Source organism: Caulobacter sp. 1776 (genome assembly GCF_040545685.1).
GTDB lineage: Bacteria > Pseudomonadota > Alphaproteobacteria > Caulobacterales > Caulobacteraceae > Caulobacter.
Genome location: NZ_JBEPMI010000007.1, coordinates 373,569 through 390,166 on the forward strand (window position 1 = coordinate 373,569; position 16,598 = coordinate 390,166).

Sequence of the window (16,598 nt, forward strand, 5' to 3'; positions counted from 1 at the left end):
CGGCGACAGGTGTCATGAAGGTAGGCCGTGGAGCGTAAACCCCCGGTTAACCACCTTAACCATGGGTTTTAAGACGCGGCAGTCCCGCTTAGGAAACCCAGCAGAGCGTCGGCGGCGGCCTCGGAGGGGTCGGGCATGCCCCGCCCCATCTTGTCGAGCGCGGCGCTCTGCTCGGCCACCTGACGGGCGCGCAGAGCCGGATCATCCAGCAACCGCGCCACCTCTCGCGCCAGCCCCTCGCCTTCGCAGGCGTCCTGGATCAGTTCGGGCGCGACGGTCTTGCCGGCGGCGATGTTGAACAGGGTGATCCAGCGCGGCTTCATTAAGCGCTTCAGGATGGCGTAGGTGATCGCTCCGGTCTTGTAGCCCACCACCATCGGGCGACCGGCCAAGGCCAGTTCGGTCGTCACCGTGCCGCTGCAGGCCAGGGCGACATCGCCGGCCACGAAGGCGTCGTCTTTCAACCCGTCGTCCTCGATCACGTGCGCCCTGAACGGCCAGCCGGCGACACGCGCCTTCACGGCCTCGGCCACCGTGTAGGCGGCCGGGACGACGATCACGAGGTCGGGCCGGTCGGCCTTCAGGCGGCGCACCGCGTCCTCGAAGGCCGGCATGACCCGCTCGATCTCGGATGGCCGACTGCCAGGCAGGACGAGCAGGATCGGGTCGCTGGCCGAGGCTCCGATCGCCGCGCGCAATCGGGCGCCGTCGGCGTGGTCGAAGCGCTTGGCCAGGGCGGAGTTGCCGACGAAGACGCTATCGAGACCCGCGGCGTCGAAATACGGCTTGTCCATCGGCTGGATCGACAGCAGCAGATCGACGGCCTTGGCCAAGCTGCGCGCGCGGCCCTCGCGATAGGCCCAGACCTGGGGCGCGACGTACTTCACCAGCGGCAGCTTGGGGTCAAGCTTGCGCAGAGCGTGGGCCAGGCGGATGTTAAAGCCCCAGCTGTCGATCAGCACGGCCACGTCGGGCTTTTCCCGGGCCGCCAGGGCCAGGGTGTCCTTAAGCCGAGCCATGGCCCTCGGATAGGCCTTCAGGCTCTCCACGATGCCCAGGATCGACAGCTGGGCGATATCGAAGGGGCTCTCCACCCCCTGCTCGGCCATCTTGGCCCCGCCGACGCCCACGAAGACGACCTTGTCGCCCAGCCGCGCCCGCAGCGCCTTGGCCAAGCCTGCGCCGAGCGCGTCGCCAGAGGCCTCGGCGGCCACCAGCATGACTTTGAGCGGGGGCACTAGGACCGCCCCTGCGGATCGACCCCCAGCACGAAGAGGCCAAGGTCGTCGGCGCAGGCGATCACCGCCTCGCGGTCGACGACCAGCAGGCGGCCAACCTCGCCCACCACGCCGGCCAGGCCCGCGCGGGCGGCGCGCTGGATGGTCGCCACGCCGATGGTCGGCAGGTCAACCCTGGTCTCCTGGATCGGCTTGGGGGCCTTGGCCAGCACGCCCTTGGGACGCTCGGCCGAGCCCCGGATCGCTTGAGGAAGCTCCGCGACCCGGCGCAGCATGGCGTCGGTGCCTTCCTGGGCCTCCACGGCCAGGACCAGGCCATCGCAGACCACGGCGCCCTGCCCCACATCCAGCCGGCCGATCTCGCGCGCCACCAACAAGGCCTTGTCGATGTCGACCATGTGCTCGGGGCGCGGTGTCAGCTTGCCCAGGCGCCCCAGCGGCAGGGTCATCTCGCCCATCACCTCGTGAGCGCCCTCGATCTCGAAGCCTTCCTTTTCGAACTCGTCCAGCACGCGGCGCAGCAGGGCGTCGTCACCTTTGCGCGCGGCGACGATCAGGCCTGGCAGCACCTTCAGGCCCCGGGCGTCCGGCATCAGGGCGGAAAAGTCTGGCCGCTTGACGTTGCCGGCGAAACAGACGACCTGGCAGCCTTCGGCCTGCAGGGCCTTGAACACCTTGCCGAACTCGCCGAGGCCGAGCTCCTGGCCCGGATAGCGGCTCAGAGCCGGGTCGGCGAAGCCGCGCAGACGCATGACCGAAAAGGCCCGCCCAGCGGCCTCGCAATGGGCCGCCAGCTCGACGGGAAGCGCGCCGCCGCCAGCGATCAGACCAAGCTTACGCATCGGATGAGCCTAGACCTCGCGCTCGGGCAGGCAAAGCGGACGGTTGGCGTCGGCGCGGATGAAGTCGACGATCTCCATCACCTCGGGATTGCCCGCGTGGATCTCGGCCACGTCGTCGAGACGCTCCTGGAAAGTGCCTTCGTCGGCGAACATCAGGCGATAGGCCGCGCGTAGGGCGTTGATCGTCTCGCGCGAGAAGCCCCGACGCTTGAGGCCGACCAGGTTCAGGCCCTCGAGGTGGGCGTGATTGCCCCAGACCGAGCCGTAGGGGATGACGTCCTTGGTCACGGCGGCCAGGCCGCCGATGAAGCTGTAGCGGCCGATGCGCGAGAACTGGTGCGCGGCGGCCAGTCCTCCCATGAATACATAGTCGCCGATGGCCACGTGGCCGCCCAGGGTGGCGCCCTTGGCCAGCACCACGAAGTCGCCGACCGAACAGTCGTGGGCCACATGCGAGCCGACCATGTAGAGGCCGTCGGAGCCGATCGTGGTCACGCCCTTGCCCGAGGCCGTGCCCGTGTGCATCGTCACGTGCTCGCGGATGATGTTGCGCGGGCCGATCAGCAGCTCGGTACGCTCGCCCTTGTGGCCCAGGTGCTGTGGTGGGCCGCCCAGATTGGCGAACGGATGGACGACGCAGCCTTCGCCCAGCGTCGTCGCGCCTTCGATAACGACGTGCGACAGCAGGCGGACGCCGGCCGACAGGGTCACGTCGGGGCCGACGATGCTGTAGGGCCCGATCTCGACGTCCGAAGCGATCTTGGCCTCGGGCGCGACGATGGCGGTGGGGTGGATCGTCATGCCTTGGGGCCTGTCTCGACCACCATGGCCGCGAACTCGGCTTCGGCCGCCACCTTGTCGCCGACCTTGGCCACGCCCTTGAACTTGAAGATCGACGAGCGCGCGCGGACCACCTCGACCTCCATCCGGATCACGTCGCCGGGACGCACCGGATTGCGGAAGCGGGCATTGTCGACCGACATGAAGAAGATGGTCTTGCCTTCGGTATCGACCTCCAGCGACTTGCTCATCAGCACCGCGCCCGTCTGGGCCAGGGCTTCGATGATCAGTACGCCAGGCATCACCGGATTGCCCGGAAAGTGCCCCTGGAAGAAGGGTTCGTTGATAGTCACGCACTTGATGCCGACAATCGACTTGTGCGGTTCGTAGGCCTCGGCCCGGTCGACCAGCAGGAACGGATAGCGGTGCGGAATGCGCGCCAGGATCTCCGCGATGTCGATATCGGTCCGCACCGCTTGCTCGGTGTTCTGGCCCATACTCAGCCCCTCGTCCTTCGGCCGCCCGCCATGCGCGACAGCCATGCGGTCTCCCGGAGCCACCGCTTGAGCGGTCGCGCCGGAAAGCCCGTCCAAGTTTCACCTTCCGGCACGTCCTTGAACACCGAGGCGGCGGCCCCGATGCTCGCGCCCGAGCCGATGTTCAAGTGGTCGGCGACGCCGGCCTTGCCGCCAAACGCGACGCCGTCGCCGACGATCGTGCTACCCGATAGCCCGGTATAGGCCGCTAGTACGCAATTGCGTCCCACACGGACGTTGTGCGCGACATGCACGAGGTTGTCGATCTTGGTGTTCTCGCCGACCGTCGTGTCGGCGAAGGCGCCTCGGTCGACGCAGCTGTTGGCGCCGATCGTGACGTTGTCCTGGATCACCACCCGGCCCAGCTGCGGCAAGTCGACCATGCCGCGCGGACCAGCGGCCGCGCCGAAGCCCGCTTCACCCAGCACCGCGCCGGCCGAGATCGACACCCGATCCCCCAGCAGGGCGAAGCCGATCACGGCGTTGGGACCGATCACGCAATCCCTACCGATCAGCACGCCCGGGCCGATGACAGCACCAGGGCCGATCCGCGTGCCCCGCCCGATCCGCGCGCCTTGGCCGATCGTCACATTGGGCCCCAGCAGCACGCCGTCCTCGAGCTCGGCCCGCGGATGCACAGCTGGCGCGGATGGATCGTGACGCCGTGGCGCGTGCAGACAATTAGCCGCGGCGGCCCAGGCCGCCTGCGGGTGTTTGGTCACCAGGGCCGCGCAGCCGGACGGCAGGAAGTCACGATGCTCCGGGCGCACGAAACAGGCCCCGGCCTTGGTGGCCGCGGCGGCGTCCTTGCGCTTGGCGTCGGAAAAGAAGGTCACCGCCTCGGCGTCGGCCGTGTCGAGCGGCGCGGCGCGGACGATCAGGCGGTCGCCCCAGGCCGCGTCCGCCAGTTCGGCGGCGCCGGCCCGGGCCAGCTCGGAAAGCGACGCCGGACCCGGGCTGTCAAAGAAACGCGGGTCCGGCATGGCTCCTCACGGCGATAACGTTCCCTTAGGTAAGCCCAAAGGAGACGATTCGCTTACTTATTGGTCGGTTGCAGAGCCGCGGCGCCCGGGACCTGCTGGTCGAGGCGTTCGCGGTCGAAGGTCAGGGTCTTGATGCGGCCGTCGAGCGCGGTGACCACGGCGTCGGTGATGTCCATCGACGGGTTGGCCAGCATCACCGATTCACGGTCGAACAGGATGCTGCACTTCTGGGCCTGGTAGACCTGCTTGATCGGCGTATCGAGCTCCTGATAGACGCGCGCCAGCGCCTTTTGCTCGGTCGCTTCCACTTCCTTCTGGCGCAGCTGGCCTTTGCGCTGCCAGGCGTTGGCCTTGACCTGCAGAGCGCTGGCCTGTTGCTCCAGGGCGTCCTGAGCCAAGGTCGCCTTCTTGGCGTCGAGGGCCTTGGCTTCGTTGTCGAGGCCGGTGCGCTCGGCGGTCAGCTCGGCGTTGACCTGCTGGATGATGGTCTTCAGGCGCGCGTCGACGGCCTTGCCCACCTGCGAGCTGGCGACGGCGCGCGGGCTCGAGAAGATGCAGACGCCCGGCAGCGCCGGACCATGGGTGACGGCCGGAGCGGCCGGCGCCGCGGGAGCGGTCTGGGCCGAGGCGCTGGTCGCGATGGCGAGAGCGACGACGCTGGACGCGGCCGCGGACAGGAACTTGGACATGTTTATTGGAACCTTGTGGAGGTGGAGAACCGGAACGTTTCGGTTCGGTCGTAGCTTTCCTTGGCCAAAATGCGGCTGATATCGAATCGGATGGGGCCCATGGGGGACTTCCAGTCGATCGAGATACCGGCCGTCGCACGTAGGCCGAGGTTGTCCTTGATGTTCGGATCGAAGACGCCAGGCGACTTCTGACGATCCACATCATCCAGCAGACCGGCCGTGCCCACGTCGCTGAACAGGGCGGCTTTGATGCCGTACTGCTCGGGCAGGAAGGTCGGAACGGTCAGCTCGAAGGTGCTGATGGCGTAGAGCTTGGCGCCCATCGAGTTGTTCGTGCTCGAGATGTCGCGCGGACCGATACCGGCGATCTCGAAGCCGCGGAACGAGGTGCCGCCGCGATAGAAGCGGTCGTTGATGCGGACGTTGTCGCCGCCCCAGCCCTCGATATAGCCGAACGAACCGGTGGCGCTGAATACAAGGTCTTTGGTGAAGCCGTAGTACCAGCCGGCGTCGGCCTCGGTCTTCAGGTACTTCACGTCGCCGCCCAGGCCGGCCAGGTCCTGGTTCAGATCGGCGAACCAGCCGCGGGTCGGGTTGATCGGGTCGTTCCGCTTGTCGATGCGCAGGCCGTAGCCGATCATCGAGGTGATGTACGCGCCGCGCTGAAGGCAGAGGATCTGCGAGACCGAACCGCTTGCGCAGAGGCTGTCGGCGACGCTGACGTCATCCTGGCGGATCGTGTAGCGCAGGCTCATCGACGAGTCGTTAGTCAGCGGGAAGCCGAAGCGCACGTCGCCGCCGACCGACTTGGTGTCGTAGGCCGCGTAGTCCGACAGGTCGTAGCGGAAGGTGTACAGGTTGAGGCCCGCCACCAGGTTACGCCCCAGGAAGCGCGGCTCGCTGAACCCGAAATCGATCTGCTGACGCAGCGAACCGACCGAGGCGCGGGCGCGCAGGTTCTGGCCGCGTCCCCGGAAGTTGCGTTCGGTAATGCCGACGTCCAGCACCAGCTTGTCGACCGAGCTGTAGCCGGCGCTGAACGAGAGTTCGCCGGTCGGCTGCTCCTCGACCTTGACCTTCAGGCTGGTGCGATCCGGGGCCGAGCCCGGAGTGTCCTCGATGTCGACTTCCTTGAAGAAGCCGAGGCGACGGATGTTGTTCTTCGAGCGGTCGACCAGCACGCGGTTGTAGGCGTCGCCCTCGGCGACTTCCAATTCGCGACGCAGCACGTAGTCCAGGGTGCGGGTGTTGCCGACGATGTCGATGCGGTCGACATAGACGCGCGGCCCTTCGCGGACCTTGAACACGACGTCGACGGTCTTTGTCTCGCGGTTGGGCACATAGCGCGGCACCACGTCCACGAAGGCGAAGCCGGCCGCGCCCGCCGCGAAGGTCAGGGCGTCGGTGGCCTGCTCGATGCGCTCGTCCTCGTAGAGCTGACCGGTGCGGATCGGCAGGATCTGGGCCAGCAGGTTGCCGTCCAGCTTCTTCAGTTCGGTTTCGACGGTGACCTTGCCGAACTTGTACTTCGGGCCCTCGTCGAGGGTGTAGGTGACGGCGAAGCCGTTCTTGTCGGGCGCCAGTTCGGCCACCGACGAAACGACGCGGAAGTCGAAATAGCCGCGGTTGCGGTAGAACTTGCGCAGCTGTTCGCGGTCGTACTCGATCCGGTCGGGGTCGTAGTTGTCGTTGCTGGTCAGGATCTTGTACCAGTGACTTTCCTTGGTCACGACCACGTCGCGCAGGTCGTTGTCCGAGTACTCACTGTTGCCGAGGAAGTTGATCCCCAGTACGCCGCTCTTCGGGCCTTCACTGATTTCGAACACCAGGTCGACGCGCTTCTGCGGCAGCTCGACCACCTTGGGCGTCACGGTCGCCGAAATGCGGCCCGAACGGCGATAAAGTTCAATGATGCGCTGGACGTCGGCCTGGACCTTGGCGCGGGTGAAGATCCCGCGCGGACGGATCTGGACTTCGTCCTTCAGCTTGTCTTCCTTCAGGGACGAATTCCCCTCGAAGACCACCTGGTTGATGATCGGGTTCTCGACGACCTTCACGATCAGATCGCCGCCCTGCATCTCGATCTTCACGTCGGCGAACAGGTCCGTGCGAGCCAGGGTCTTCAGCGCTAGGTCGAGGCGCTGGGAATCGACGGTGTCGCCCGGCTGGATCGGCAGATACGACAGCACCGTGCCCTGCTCGATACGCTCGTTGCCCTGCACGACGATGCGCTGCACCTGAACCGACTGGGCGGCCTGGGCGAACGCCTGCTGCGGGGCCGTCAGGGCCGTCGAGCCGAGGAGTAGCGCCACACCGGTGGCGAACGCGGCGCTGTGGGCGCGAAGTTTGTTCATGTGACCAATCATGGACGGAGGGCGGGCGTTCACGTGAACAGGCCGCCGATGAATTTGAACACGTCGTAGCGGTTAAGGTCGTTCCACGCCGCGAACAGCATGAAACCCAGGATCAAGGCAAGCCCCGCGCGGAACCCGGCCGCCTGGAAATCCGCCCGTAGAGGCCGCTTGGCCACGGCTTCGTAGGCGTACATCAGCAGATGTCCGCCATCGAGGACCGGAATCGGCAGCAGATTCATGAAACCGATGCTGACCGACAGGCTGGCGATCAGCAGCATGGACGAGACGAAGACCCGCAGCGCCATGGTGGCGACGTTGGGCGCGCCCTCGGCGCTGGCCTTGGTCACCGCGCCGGCGGTGTGGCCGATGCCGATCAGGCCGCTGATCTGGTCGGCGGGCAGTTGGCCGGTGACCAGGCGACCCAGATAGAAGCCGATCGTCTTGATCATGCCCCAGACCTCGACGGTCGCGTCGGGAATGGCCCCGAGCACGGTCGAGCGCTTCAGATGGGTCATTCCGGCATTGCCGATGCCCAGACGGCTGACCTTGGTGCGACCCGAGAAGCGGTCCGTGGTCTCGATCAGACGCGGTGTCGCGTTCAGATGAACCTCGCGCCCGTCGCGCTTGACGGTGAAATCGACCGCCAGATTGGCGCGCAGGCCGATGTAGTTTTGAAGGGTCTGGAAGCTGTCGATCTTGCGGCTGTCGGCCTTCAGGATCGTGTCGCCGATCTTGAAGCCGGCCGCCTCGGCGGCGCTCCCGCGTTCGACGCTGGTGACGACGGGGGTCGAGCGCGGCGTACCGATCGTGACCAGGAAGACGGCCATGATCAGGATGGCCAGGATGAAGTTCGACACCGGACCCGCCGCGGCGATGATCGCGCGCTGCCAGACCGGCTTGAAATGGAAATAGCGGGCCTGCGCCCCCTCGCCTTCCCGCGCCACGATCGAGGCGCGCATGGCCTCCAGATTGTCCTGGTCAGGCACGCTGGCGGCGTTCTCGTCGCCGAGGAAGCGGACATAGCCGCCCAGCGGGATCGAGGCGATGCGCCATTCGACGCCGTGCTTGTCGCGCCAGGACAGCAGAGGCGGGCCGAAACCCAGCGAGAAGCAGTCGATGGCCACGCCGCAGGCGCGGGCGGCCCAGTAGTGTCCCAGCTCGTGGATGGTGACCACGACGGACAGCACGAAGACCGTGGAAAGGATGATGATCAACACGTCGGTCATTAGGTGGCCGGGTCCCCCGGATCAGAGCCGGCGATGCTTTTGCGCGACAACCTCGGCCGCAATACGGCGAGCGCTGGCGTCGATCATCATCGCGTTGTCGACAGCGTCGCTGCCAGTACCGGAGAGGCTGCCAAGACTATTCATACGCTCTAGGGTCCCCGCCACCGAGGCGGCAATATCGAGAAAGCCAATCCGCCGGTCAAGGAAAGCAGCGACGGCGACCTCGTTGGCGGCGTTCATGGCCGCTGGCGCGCCTCCAGCCAGGCGCAGCGCCTCGCGGGCGATGTCGATCGACGGGAAGCGTTCGAGGTCAGGCGATTCGAAGGTCAGCTGGCCGTAGGCGGCCAGATCCAGACGGGGCGCTGGCCACGGCAGACGGTCGGGCCACGCGAACGCGCAAGCGATAGGGCTGCGCATATCCGGCGGGCCCAGCTGGGCCAGGGTTGAACCATCGGCGTACTCCACCAGGCTATGAATCACGGACTGGGGATGAATCACGACGTCGACGCGGTCTTCCGGGGTTCCGAACAGGTAGGAAGCCTCGATCATCTCGAGCCCCTTGTTCATCATCGTCGCGGAATCGACCGAAATCTTGGCGCCCATCGACCAGTTGGGATGGGCGATCGCCTGTTCTGGGGTCGCGGCCGCCATGGCGGCCTTGTCCCAGGTGCGGAACGGACCGCCCGAGGCCGTCAGGATCAGACGAGCCACGCGATGGGCGCAGTCCGGCTGCAGCACCTGGAAGATCGCCGAATGCTCTGAATCGACTGGAATGATCGAGCCGCCGGCGGTCTTGGCGATGGCCAGCAGCGCCGGCCCGGCGCAAACCAAGCTTTCCTTGTTGGCCAGGGCGATGGTCGCGCCGGTGCGGGCGGCCGCCACGGTGGGGGCCAGGCCCGCCGCGCCGACGATGGCTGACATCACCCAATCCGCGCCCATGGCGGCGGCTTCGGCGACCGCGGCCGCACCGGCCGCGGCGCGCACACCGGTTCCAGCCAGGCCGTCCTTTAGCTGTTGGAGCTTCGTCTCGTCCTCGATCACCGCGACCTCAGGCCGCCAGCGCGTGGCCTGCTCAATCAGACGTTCGACGTTACGCCCGGCCGTCAGGGCCAGGATCTCAACCGGCGCGCCGGATTCCTCGAAGAGGCTCAGGGTCGAGAGGCCGATCGATCCGGTCGAACCCAACACCACCACCTTGCGGGGGAAGGTCAATGGTTCCAGCCCCAATGGTCGATCAGTCGGATGGCCGCGACCACGATCGCCGCGAACATCAGGCCGTCGACGCGATCCAGCACGCCGCCATGGCCGGGGATGATGTCGCCGCTATCCTTGACGCCGAACCGGCGCTTGAGGATCGATTCCCACAGGTCGCCGGCCATGGTGGCCAAGCCGCCCAGCAGGCCGATCAAGGCCGCGGCCGGCCAGACGAGCCGCAGATTGCCCAGCTCGGAGACCATGACCGCGCCGATCATCGCGGCCACCAGGCCGCCGATGAAGCCGGACCAGGTCTTGTTGGGCGAAATCTGCGGCCAGAGTTTGGGCCCCTTCAGCAGGCTGCCGACCACATAGGCGAAGATGTCGGCGAACCAGGTCACGACAAACAGCAGCAGTGTCCAGCGCAGACCGAACTCCAGGGAGCGGACCCAGACCATCGCGATGACGGCGGGGGCGATATAGACGACGCCGTAGGCCGCGTCGGCCCGGCGTTCGACCGCACCGCGCGCGATCAGGCCCGCCAGGAAAGCACCGGCCAGGACCACGCTCCAGGCGATGAAGAAGTGATGCAGGAACCCGGCCAGCACCGCGAGGGCGCAGAAGACGCCGACCACGCCGCCGACCGCGCGGGGCGCCTTGGGCGCGCTGATCTTGCCCCATTCGCGGGCCAGAAGGGCCACGCAGACCAGGGCCAGGGCCAGGAACCAGTAGCCGCCCAGCCAGACGGCGGCCACGACCGTAGGCACGAGCACGGTGGCCGAGACCACACGCATTCGAAGGTTGCCCCAGTTGAAGCGCTTAGCCGGCGACGGCGACGTCATCGGCCGCGATTCCTCCATACCGTCGATCCCGCCGGCGATAGTCGGCGATGGCCGCGGCCAGCGCCTCGGGGCCGTAGTCGGGCCACAGCACGTCCTGGAACACCAGTTCGGCGTAGGCGCAGTCCCACAGCAGGAAATTCGAGATGCGGCGCTCGCCGCTGGTGCGCACGATCAGGTCCGGCGGCGGAGCCGCGGCGGTCGACAGGAATCGCTCGAACGTCTCCTCGGTCAGGTCCGACGGCTGGGCCTCGCCGCGTTGAACCTTCTCGGCGAAGGCGCGCGCCGCATCGGTGATGTCGGCCTGGCCGCCGTAGTTGAACGCCACCTGCAGCGTGAACTCGGTGTTCTTCTCGGTGCGGCGCTCGGCCCGCTCGATCACTTCGGCGATATCGGCCGACAGACCCGAGCGGCGGCCGATGATGCGCACGCGCACCCCGGCCTTGGCCAAGCGCTCGAGGTCCGATTCGACGTAGGCCTTCAGAAGGCTCATCAGCTCGGAGACCTCGTGCGCCGGACGGCGCCAGTTCTCGGTGGAGAAGCCGAAGACCGTCAGCACGCCGACGTTCTGGCTCTGGGCGCCCTCGACGGTGCGCTTGAGCGCATTGACCCCGGCGCGATGGCCCAAGACGCGCGGCATCCCCCGCTGCTTCGCCCAGCGGCCGTTGCCATCCATGATAATGGCCACGTGCAGACGTTGATCGGACGCATCGCCCCCGGCGCGTTCCGAAACGTTCTGCAGACCGGTGGTCGCCGGCATTCGCTTCAACCTTCCCTCGTCGCCTCCCCACTAACTCCCGGGAAGGCGATTAGACCTGCATGATCTCTTGTTCTTTGATTTTCAAGGCCTCGTCGACCCGCTTGATGGCGTCGTCGGTCATCTTCTGGACCTCGGCTTCCATCTTCTTGCGCTCGTCCTCGGCGATGGCGCCGTCCTTCTCGGCCTTCTTCAGGTCGTCATTGGCGTCGCGACGGACGTTGCGGACCGCGATCTTCTGCTGCTCGGCGTATTTGCCGGCGATCTTGGAGAGATCCTTGCGGCGCTCCTCGGTCAGCGGCGGGATCGGAATGCGCAGATTTTGGCCTTCGACGACCGGGTTCAGGCCCAGGCCCGACGCCCGGATCGCCTTCTCGACCGAGACGACGACGCCCCGGTCCCAGACGCTGACATTGATCTGGCGTGGCTCGGGCACGCTGACCGAGGCCACCGCGTTCAGCGGCGTGGTCGAGCCATAGGCCTCGACCATCACCTGGTCGAGCAGGCTAGCCGACGCGCGGCCTGTGCGCAGGCTGCCGAACTCTTCCTTCAGAGCGGCGACGGCCTTGTCCATGCGATCGCGGTAGCGCGACAGGACGGGTTTTTCGGCGGCGGCCATGATGGGCTCTCCTCGCTAGTCTTGAGCTTTAGGCGGCGCGGTCTTCGGCGACCACGGTGTGGGTCCCCTCGCCTCGCAGGACGGTCAGCAGATTGCCGCGCCCCTTGATCGAGAAGACCACGATCGGAATGTTGCTGTCGCGCATCAGCGCCACGGCCGAAGCGTCCATGACCCGCAGGTCCTTGGCCAGGACGTCCATATAGGTCAGGCGGTCATAGCGCTGGGCCGACGGATCCTTCTTCGGATCGGCCGTGTAGACGCCGTCGACGCTGGTGCCCTTGAACAGGGCGTCGCATTGCATCTCGGCCGCGCGCAGGGCCGCGGCGGTGTCAGTGGTGAAGAACGGGTTGCCGGTGCCGGCGGCGAAGATCACGACCCGGCCCTTCTCGAGGTGACGCTGGGCGCGGCGGCGGATGTAGGGCTCGCAGACCGTGGCCATCGGAATCGCCGACTGCACGCGGGTCTCGACGCCGATGCGCTCCAAGGCGTCCTGCATGGCCAGGGCGTTCATCACGGTCGCCAGCATGCCCATGTAGTCGGCGCTGGAGCGCTCCATGCCCTTGGCCGCGCCAGCCATGCCGCGGAAGATGTTGCCGCCGCCGATCACCAGGCACAGCTCTACGCCGGACTTGACGATCTCGGCCACGTCGTCGGCGACCGATTGCACGGTGTTGGTGTCGATGCCGTAGGGCGTGTCGCCCATCAGGACCTCGCCCGACACTTTCAACAGGATGCGGCGATATTTCTGGGGTGCGCTGGTATCGGACATGGGACCGCTATTCCTGAGTCGTCGGCACGCACATTACGTGCGTTCTACAGAAGTGGGACGTGTTTTGCCAACCGGGGCTCGAGAGCCGCGTGGCAGGCGCAAAAAGGGCGCGGCGCGCGTCTAGACGCGCCGCGCCCTGATTGTCTGACCAAGGCCCGAGGGCCTCGGGTTCCGGCCTTAGGCTTGACCGGCCATGGCGGCGACTTCAGCGGCGAAATCGCCGGCCGGAGCCTTTTCCACGCCTTCGCCCAGACCCAGGCGCACGAAGCCCTTCACGGTCAGGGTCGAGCCCAGTTCCTTGCCCGTCTCGGCGACCAGCTGTTCAACGGTCTGGTCCGGGTTCATGACGAAGGCTTGCTTCAGCAGCACGACTTCTTCCAGGAACTTGCGGATCCGGCCTTCGACCATTTTCTCGACGACGGCCGCGGGCTTGCCCGATTCCAGCGCCTGTTCGGTGAAGATGGCGCGTTCCTTTTCGATCGCGGCCTGGTCCAGATCATCCGGCGACAACGACAGCGGCGAGGTCGCGGCGACGTGCATGGCGATCTTGCGGCCCAGCTCCAGGATCTTGGCTTGGTCGCCGGCGCCTTCGATGGCCACCAGCACGCCGATGCGGCCGAGGTCCGGCGCGGTGGCGTTGTGGATATAGGTCGCGACGGCGCCGGTGGCGACGCTGAAGCGCGCCGAGCGACGCAGGACCATGTTCTCGCCGATGGTGGCGATCAGGTTGGTCAGCACGTCCGACACGACTTCGCCGTCGGAGGTCTTGCCGGTGTTGATGGCGTCGACGCCCTCGGCGTCCAGGCCGACGGCCGCGATCTTGCGGACGGCATTCTGGAACAGCTCGTTGCGGCCCAGGAAGTCGGTTTCGGCGTTCACTTCGACAGCGGCGGCGGTCATGCCGGCGCCGTCGTTGCGGACGGCGATGCCCACGAGGCCTTCGGCGGCGACGCGGTCAGCCTTCTTGGCGGCCTTGGACAGGCCCTTGGCGCGCAGCCAGTCGATGGACGCGTCGATGTCGCCCGCGTTTTCTTGCAGCGCCTTCTTGCAGTCCATCATGCCGACGCCGGACTTTTCGCGCAGTTCCTTGACCAGCGCAGCCGTGATCTCAGCCATGGGAAATCTCCAGATTCAAACGGTTAGCGACCGGGCTTCGCAGCCCGCCATATTCATACGAGTAGCGACCGGGCTTCTAGCCCGGTCGCATGTCAGGGTCGCGACGGTCCCGCGTCCCGATCGAACGGGACGTAAGACACGTGGGAAATCAGCCTTCGGCCGATTCCGGAGCAACTTCAGCGGCTTCCGGAGCAGCCTCGACAGCGGCTTCCGGGGCGGCTTCGACAACCGCTTCCGGGGTCGGTTCCGGCGCCAGCGCGCGAGCCAGGGCCGGCTCGGTCGGGTTCACGGCGGCGCCCAGGTCGACGCCCGAGCCGGCTTGGCCAGCGGCCAGACCGTCGAGAACGGCGTCGGCGATCAGGTCGCAGTACAGCTGCAGGGCGCGGGCGGCGTCGTCGTTACCCGGGATCGGGTAGGTGATGCCGTCCGGATCGCAGTTCGTGTCGAGGATGGCGACGACCGGGATGTTCAGCTTGCGCGCTTCCAGGATCGCGATCGCTTCCTTGTTGGTGTCGATCACGAACATGATGTCGGGGATGCCGCCCATGTCCTTGATGCCGCCCAGCGACAGTTCAAGCTTGTCACGCTCGCGGGTCAGCTGCAGCAGTTCCTTCTTGGAACGGCCTTGGCCTTCGCCGGCCAGAACGCCTTCCAGCTCGCGCAGGCGGGCGATCGAGCCCGAGACGGTGCGCCAGTTGGTCAGGGTGCCGCCGAGCCAGCGGTGGTTCACATAGTACTGGGCGCAGCGCTTGGCGGCCGTGGCGACCGGGTCGCTGGCCTGGCGCTTGGTGCCGACGAACAGCACGCGGCCGCCGGCGGCGGCGACTTCACGAACCTTCACCAGAGCCTGGTGCAGCAGCGGGATCGACTGCGACAGGTCGATGATGTGGATGTTCGAGCGCGAACCGAAGATGTAGCGGTCCATCTTCGGGTTCCAGCGGTGCGTCTGGTGGCCGAAGTGGGCGCCGGCTTCCAGGAGCTGACGCATGGAGAATTCGGGAAGAGCCATCGGGCCTTGATCCTTTTTCCGGTTGAACCTCCGCGGACACCCCCGTTCCAGACCATTCTGGAGCGGGACCGGAACGGCGACGCCGGGATGTCTCCCCGGTCGCAACCGAACGTCCACGTGTGGAATGGGCGCGCAGATAGGCCCTGACGGAACAAAAAGCAAGCCCTGACCGCATTTGAGCGTCGGCGCGCACGCGTCGACCGCCTCCGGACGGTTTCTCGGCGGCGGCGTCGCGCGAAGCGGCCCGATCGCGCCGCATCGGCGTCGAAATACCGCCATCTCTCCACAGGAGATTGAGGCGGGCTTCGCCGGATCTACACATTGGCGTGGCCCAATGCCCTCGCCTTCGCGCTCGAAGGCGGGCCGGAGATCCTGGCCATGCTCGCCGTGTTCGACCTGGACGGAACTCTGTTGGACGGCGATTCCACGGCCTTGTGGCTCTGGGACCGCGTCCGCCGCTCCCCGCTCCGCGCCCTGGCGTTTCTAGCCGTCGCGCCGATCGCATGCCCGATGGTCGCGATCCCACGCACTCGCCGCGCCGGAGCCTCGATTCTGCTATGGATCGCCACCGTCGGCCTCTGCGAGCGCGGCCTTCGCGAGTCATGCGCCCGGTTCAGTCAAGCCTTTCGTGACGGCCAGAGCGCCCTGGCCTGGCGGGTCGGCGGTCTCGCCACCTTGCGCGAGCACCTAGAGAGCGGCGACCGCGTTGTCGTCGTCACGGCCGCTCCCGCCCTCCTCGCCGAGGCGCTGATCGGGCCGCTCGGCCATCAGATCGAAGTGTTGGGCACGTCGTTGAAGCACCGCGGCGGCGGCTGGGTCGCTGATGTCCATTGCCGCAACCAGCGCAAATGCCAGGCCCTGGCCGAGGCTGGCCACGGCGCGCGCTGGACCTACGCCTATACCGACAGTCTCGACGACTTGCCGCTGCTGCGCGGCGCCGAGAAGCCGGTCATCGTCAAGGGCGGCAAGGCCGCCGAACGTCGGCTATTCCGGGCGGGCCTGGCCAACGGCCGCGCGGCGGCGTGGTGAGGTGGACAGCTTGGGCGACCGATCTGGGATATCTCGGCAGCGTCGGGCCATCTTCGATCCCAATCAGAGGTTTGCTCGGTGCGTTCTTGGAGACGCGCTCAGGAGAGCGCTCCTTAGAAGAGGTGTCAGGGCTTTGCTGTCCTCATCCTGATATGAGCCGAGGCGAGCCTACGCACAGTCCTCCGCCATCCACTGATAGCCAGACCTATACCGGCCTCAATCCCTCAGAACGATTTGCCGTCGACCTGCTTCGGCTGGAGCGCGAAGACATCCACGTCGTCCAGGCAGCGAACATTGATCGCCACCATCGCCTGCCCGTTCGGCGCGACGCCACGCCCGAAAGACTGGATGCCGCAGGTCGCGCAGAAGAAGTGCGAGATCTTGTGGGTGTTGAACTGGTACTCGGTCAGGGCGTCCTCGCCCCGTTGCAGGTCGAAGGCGTCGGCGCCCGCGAAGCCCAGGATCGACCCCAGCTTGCCGCAGCGCGAGCAGTTGCAGGTGATCAGGTTGTCGAGGTCGATGTCGACCGCATAGCGGACGCGCCCGCACTGGCATCCGCCTTCATGATTGGCCATCGTCTCTCTCCCATCGCGGCCCGCGGAGGGCTCTCTTCAACCA

17 protein-coding genes are annotated in these 16,598 nt (G+C 66.8%); 1 reads left to right on the plus strand and 16 read right to left on the minus strand.

Annotated features, from left to right (window positions below):
• Positions 1–68 precede the first annotated feature (68 nt).
• The 15 genes from lpxB to rpsB form a co-directional block, all read right to left on the minus strand.
• Positions 69–1,220: a lipid-A-disaccharide synthase gene (gene lpxB / locus ABIC66_RS20275; protein WP_354072692.1), complete on the minus strand. Its 1,152-nt coding sequence runs from the start codon at positions 1,218–1,220 to the stop codon at positions 69–71.
• Positions 1,221–1,237: 17 nt separating this feature from the next.
• Complete coding sequence (gene lpxI / locus ABIC66_RS20280) at positions 1,238–2,080, minus strand: UDP-2,3-diacylglucosamine diphosphatase (protein ID WP_354072572.1); 843 nt, start codon at positions 2,078–2,080, stop codon at positions 1,238–1,240.
• A gap of 9 nt (positions 2,081–2,089) precedes the next feature.
• Positions 2,090–2,881, minus strand: coding sequence for an acyl-ACP--UDP-N-acetylglucosamine O-acyltransferase (gene lpxA, locus ABIC66_RS20285; RefSeq protein ID WP_354072574.1), 792 nt, complete (start codon positions 2,879–2,881; stop codon positions 2,090–2,092).
• Entirely contained in the window at positions 2,878–3,357 is a 480-nt protein-coding gene (fabZ, locus tag ABIC66_RS20290) for a 3-hydroxyacyl-ACP dehydratase FabZ (RefSeq protein ID WP_354072694.1), read from the minus strand. The genes lpxA and fabZ overlap by 4 nt, the downstream gene beginning before the upstream one ends.
• Positions 3,358–3,359: 2 nt before the next feature.
• Positions 3,360–4,379 carry a UDP-3-O-(3-hydroxymyristoyl)glucosamine N-acyltransferase gene (gene lpxD / locus ABIC66_RS20295; protein WP_354072576.1) on the minus strand — a complete coding sequence of 340 codons (1,020 nt, stop codon included), beginning with the start codon at positions 4,377–4,379 and terminating at the stop codon, positions 3,360–3,362.
• A gap of 53 nt (positions 4,380–4,432) precedes the next feature.
• Positions 4,433–5,068 (minus strand): OmpH family outer membrane protein, encoded by a 636-nt coding sequence (locus ABIC66_RS20300; protein WP_354072577.1) that lies wholly within the window; start codon positions 5,066–5,068, stop codon positions 4,433–4,435.
• Positions 5,069–5,070: 2 nt separating this feature from the next.
• A complete protein-coding gene (gene bamA, locus ABIC66_RS20305; protein WP_354072696.1) occupies positions 5,071–7,434 on the minus strand; it encodes an outer membrane protein assembly factor BamA in 2,364 nt (787 codons plus the stop codon).
• Positions 7,435–7,451: 17 nt separating this feature from the next.
• A complete protein-coding gene (locus tag ABIC66_RS20310) occupies positions 7,452–8,648 on the minus strand; it encodes a M50 family metallopeptidase (RefSeq protein WP_354072579.1) in 1,197 nt (398 codons plus the stop codon).
• A gap of 21 nt (positions 8,649–8,669) precedes the next feature.
• Positions 8,670–9,869 (minus strand): 1-deoxy-D-xylulose-5-phosphate reductoisomerase, encoded by a 1,200-nt coding sequence (dxr, locus tag ABIC66_RS20315; RefSeq protein ID WP_354072698.1) that lies wholly within the window; start codon positions 9,867–9,869, stop codon positions 8,670–8,672.
• The gene (locus ABIC66_RS20320; protein ID WP_354072580.1) at positions 9,857–10,702 is read right to left on the minus strand and encodes a phosphatidate cytidylyltransferase; all 846 of its coding nucleotides are present in this window, start codon (positions 10,700–10,702) and stop codon (positions 9,857–9,859) included. Before ABIC66_RS20320 ends, dxr begins: the two co-directional genes overlap by 13 nt.
• Positions 10,662–11,441: a polyprenyl diphosphate synthase gene (gene uppS, locus ABIC66_RS20325; protein ID WP_354072581.1), complete on the minus strand. Its 780-nt coding sequence runs from the start codon at positions 11,439–11,441 to the stop codon at positions 10,662–10,664. Before uppS ends, ABIC66_RS20320 begins: the two co-directional genes overlap by 41 nt.
• Before the next feature lie 49 nt (positions 11,442–11,490).
• Entirely contained in the window at positions 11,491–12,057 is a 567-nt protein-coding gene (frr, locus tag ABIC66_RS20330) for a ribosome recycling factor (RefSeq protein ID WP_354072583.1), read from the minus strand.
• Between the two features lie 28 nt (positions 12,058–12,085).
• Positions 12,086–12,826, minus strand: a complete 741-nt coding sequence (pyrH, locus tag ABIC66_RS20335; RefSeq protein WP_354072585.1) for a UMP kinase — start codon at positions 12,824–12,826, stop codon at positions 12,086–12,088.
• 177 nt (positions 12,827–13,003) lie between these two features.
• Positions 13,004–13,942 (minus strand): translation elongation factor Ts, encoded by a 939-nt coding sequence (gene tsf, locus ABIC66_RS20340; protein ID WP_354072587.1) that lies wholly within the window; start codon positions 13,940–13,942, stop codon positions 13,004–13,006.
• 148 nt (positions 13,943–14,090) lie between these two features.
• Positions 14,091–14,951 carry a 30S ribosomal protein S2 gene (gene rpsB, locus ABIC66_RS20345; RefSeq protein WP_354072588.1) on the minus strand — a complete coding sequence of 287 codons (861 nt, stop codon included), beginning with the start codon at positions 14,949–14,951 and terminating at the stop codon, positions 14,091–14,093.
• Positions 14,952–15,272: 321 nt separating this feature from the next.
• On the opposite strand from rpsB, the gene ABIC66_RS20350 reads away from it, so the two are divergent.
• A complete protein-coding gene (locus ABIC66_RS20350) occupies positions 15,273–15,980 on the plus strand; it encodes a haloacid dehalogenase-like hydrolase (RefSeq protein ID WP_354072590.1) in 708 nt (235 codons plus the stop codon).
• A 224-nt stretch (positions 15,981–16,204) separates the two neighbouring features.
• On the opposite strand, the gene ABIC66_RS20355 is transcribed toward ABIC66_RS20350, so the two are convergent.
• Positions 16,205–16,555 carry a GFA family protein gene (locus tag ABIC66_RS20355; protein WP_354072592.1) on the minus strand — a complete coding sequence of 117 codons (351 nt, stop codon included), beginning with the start codon at positions 16,553–16,555 and terminating at the stop codon, positions 16,205–16,207.
• Between the last annotated feature and the right edge of the window lie 43 nt (positions 16,556–16,598).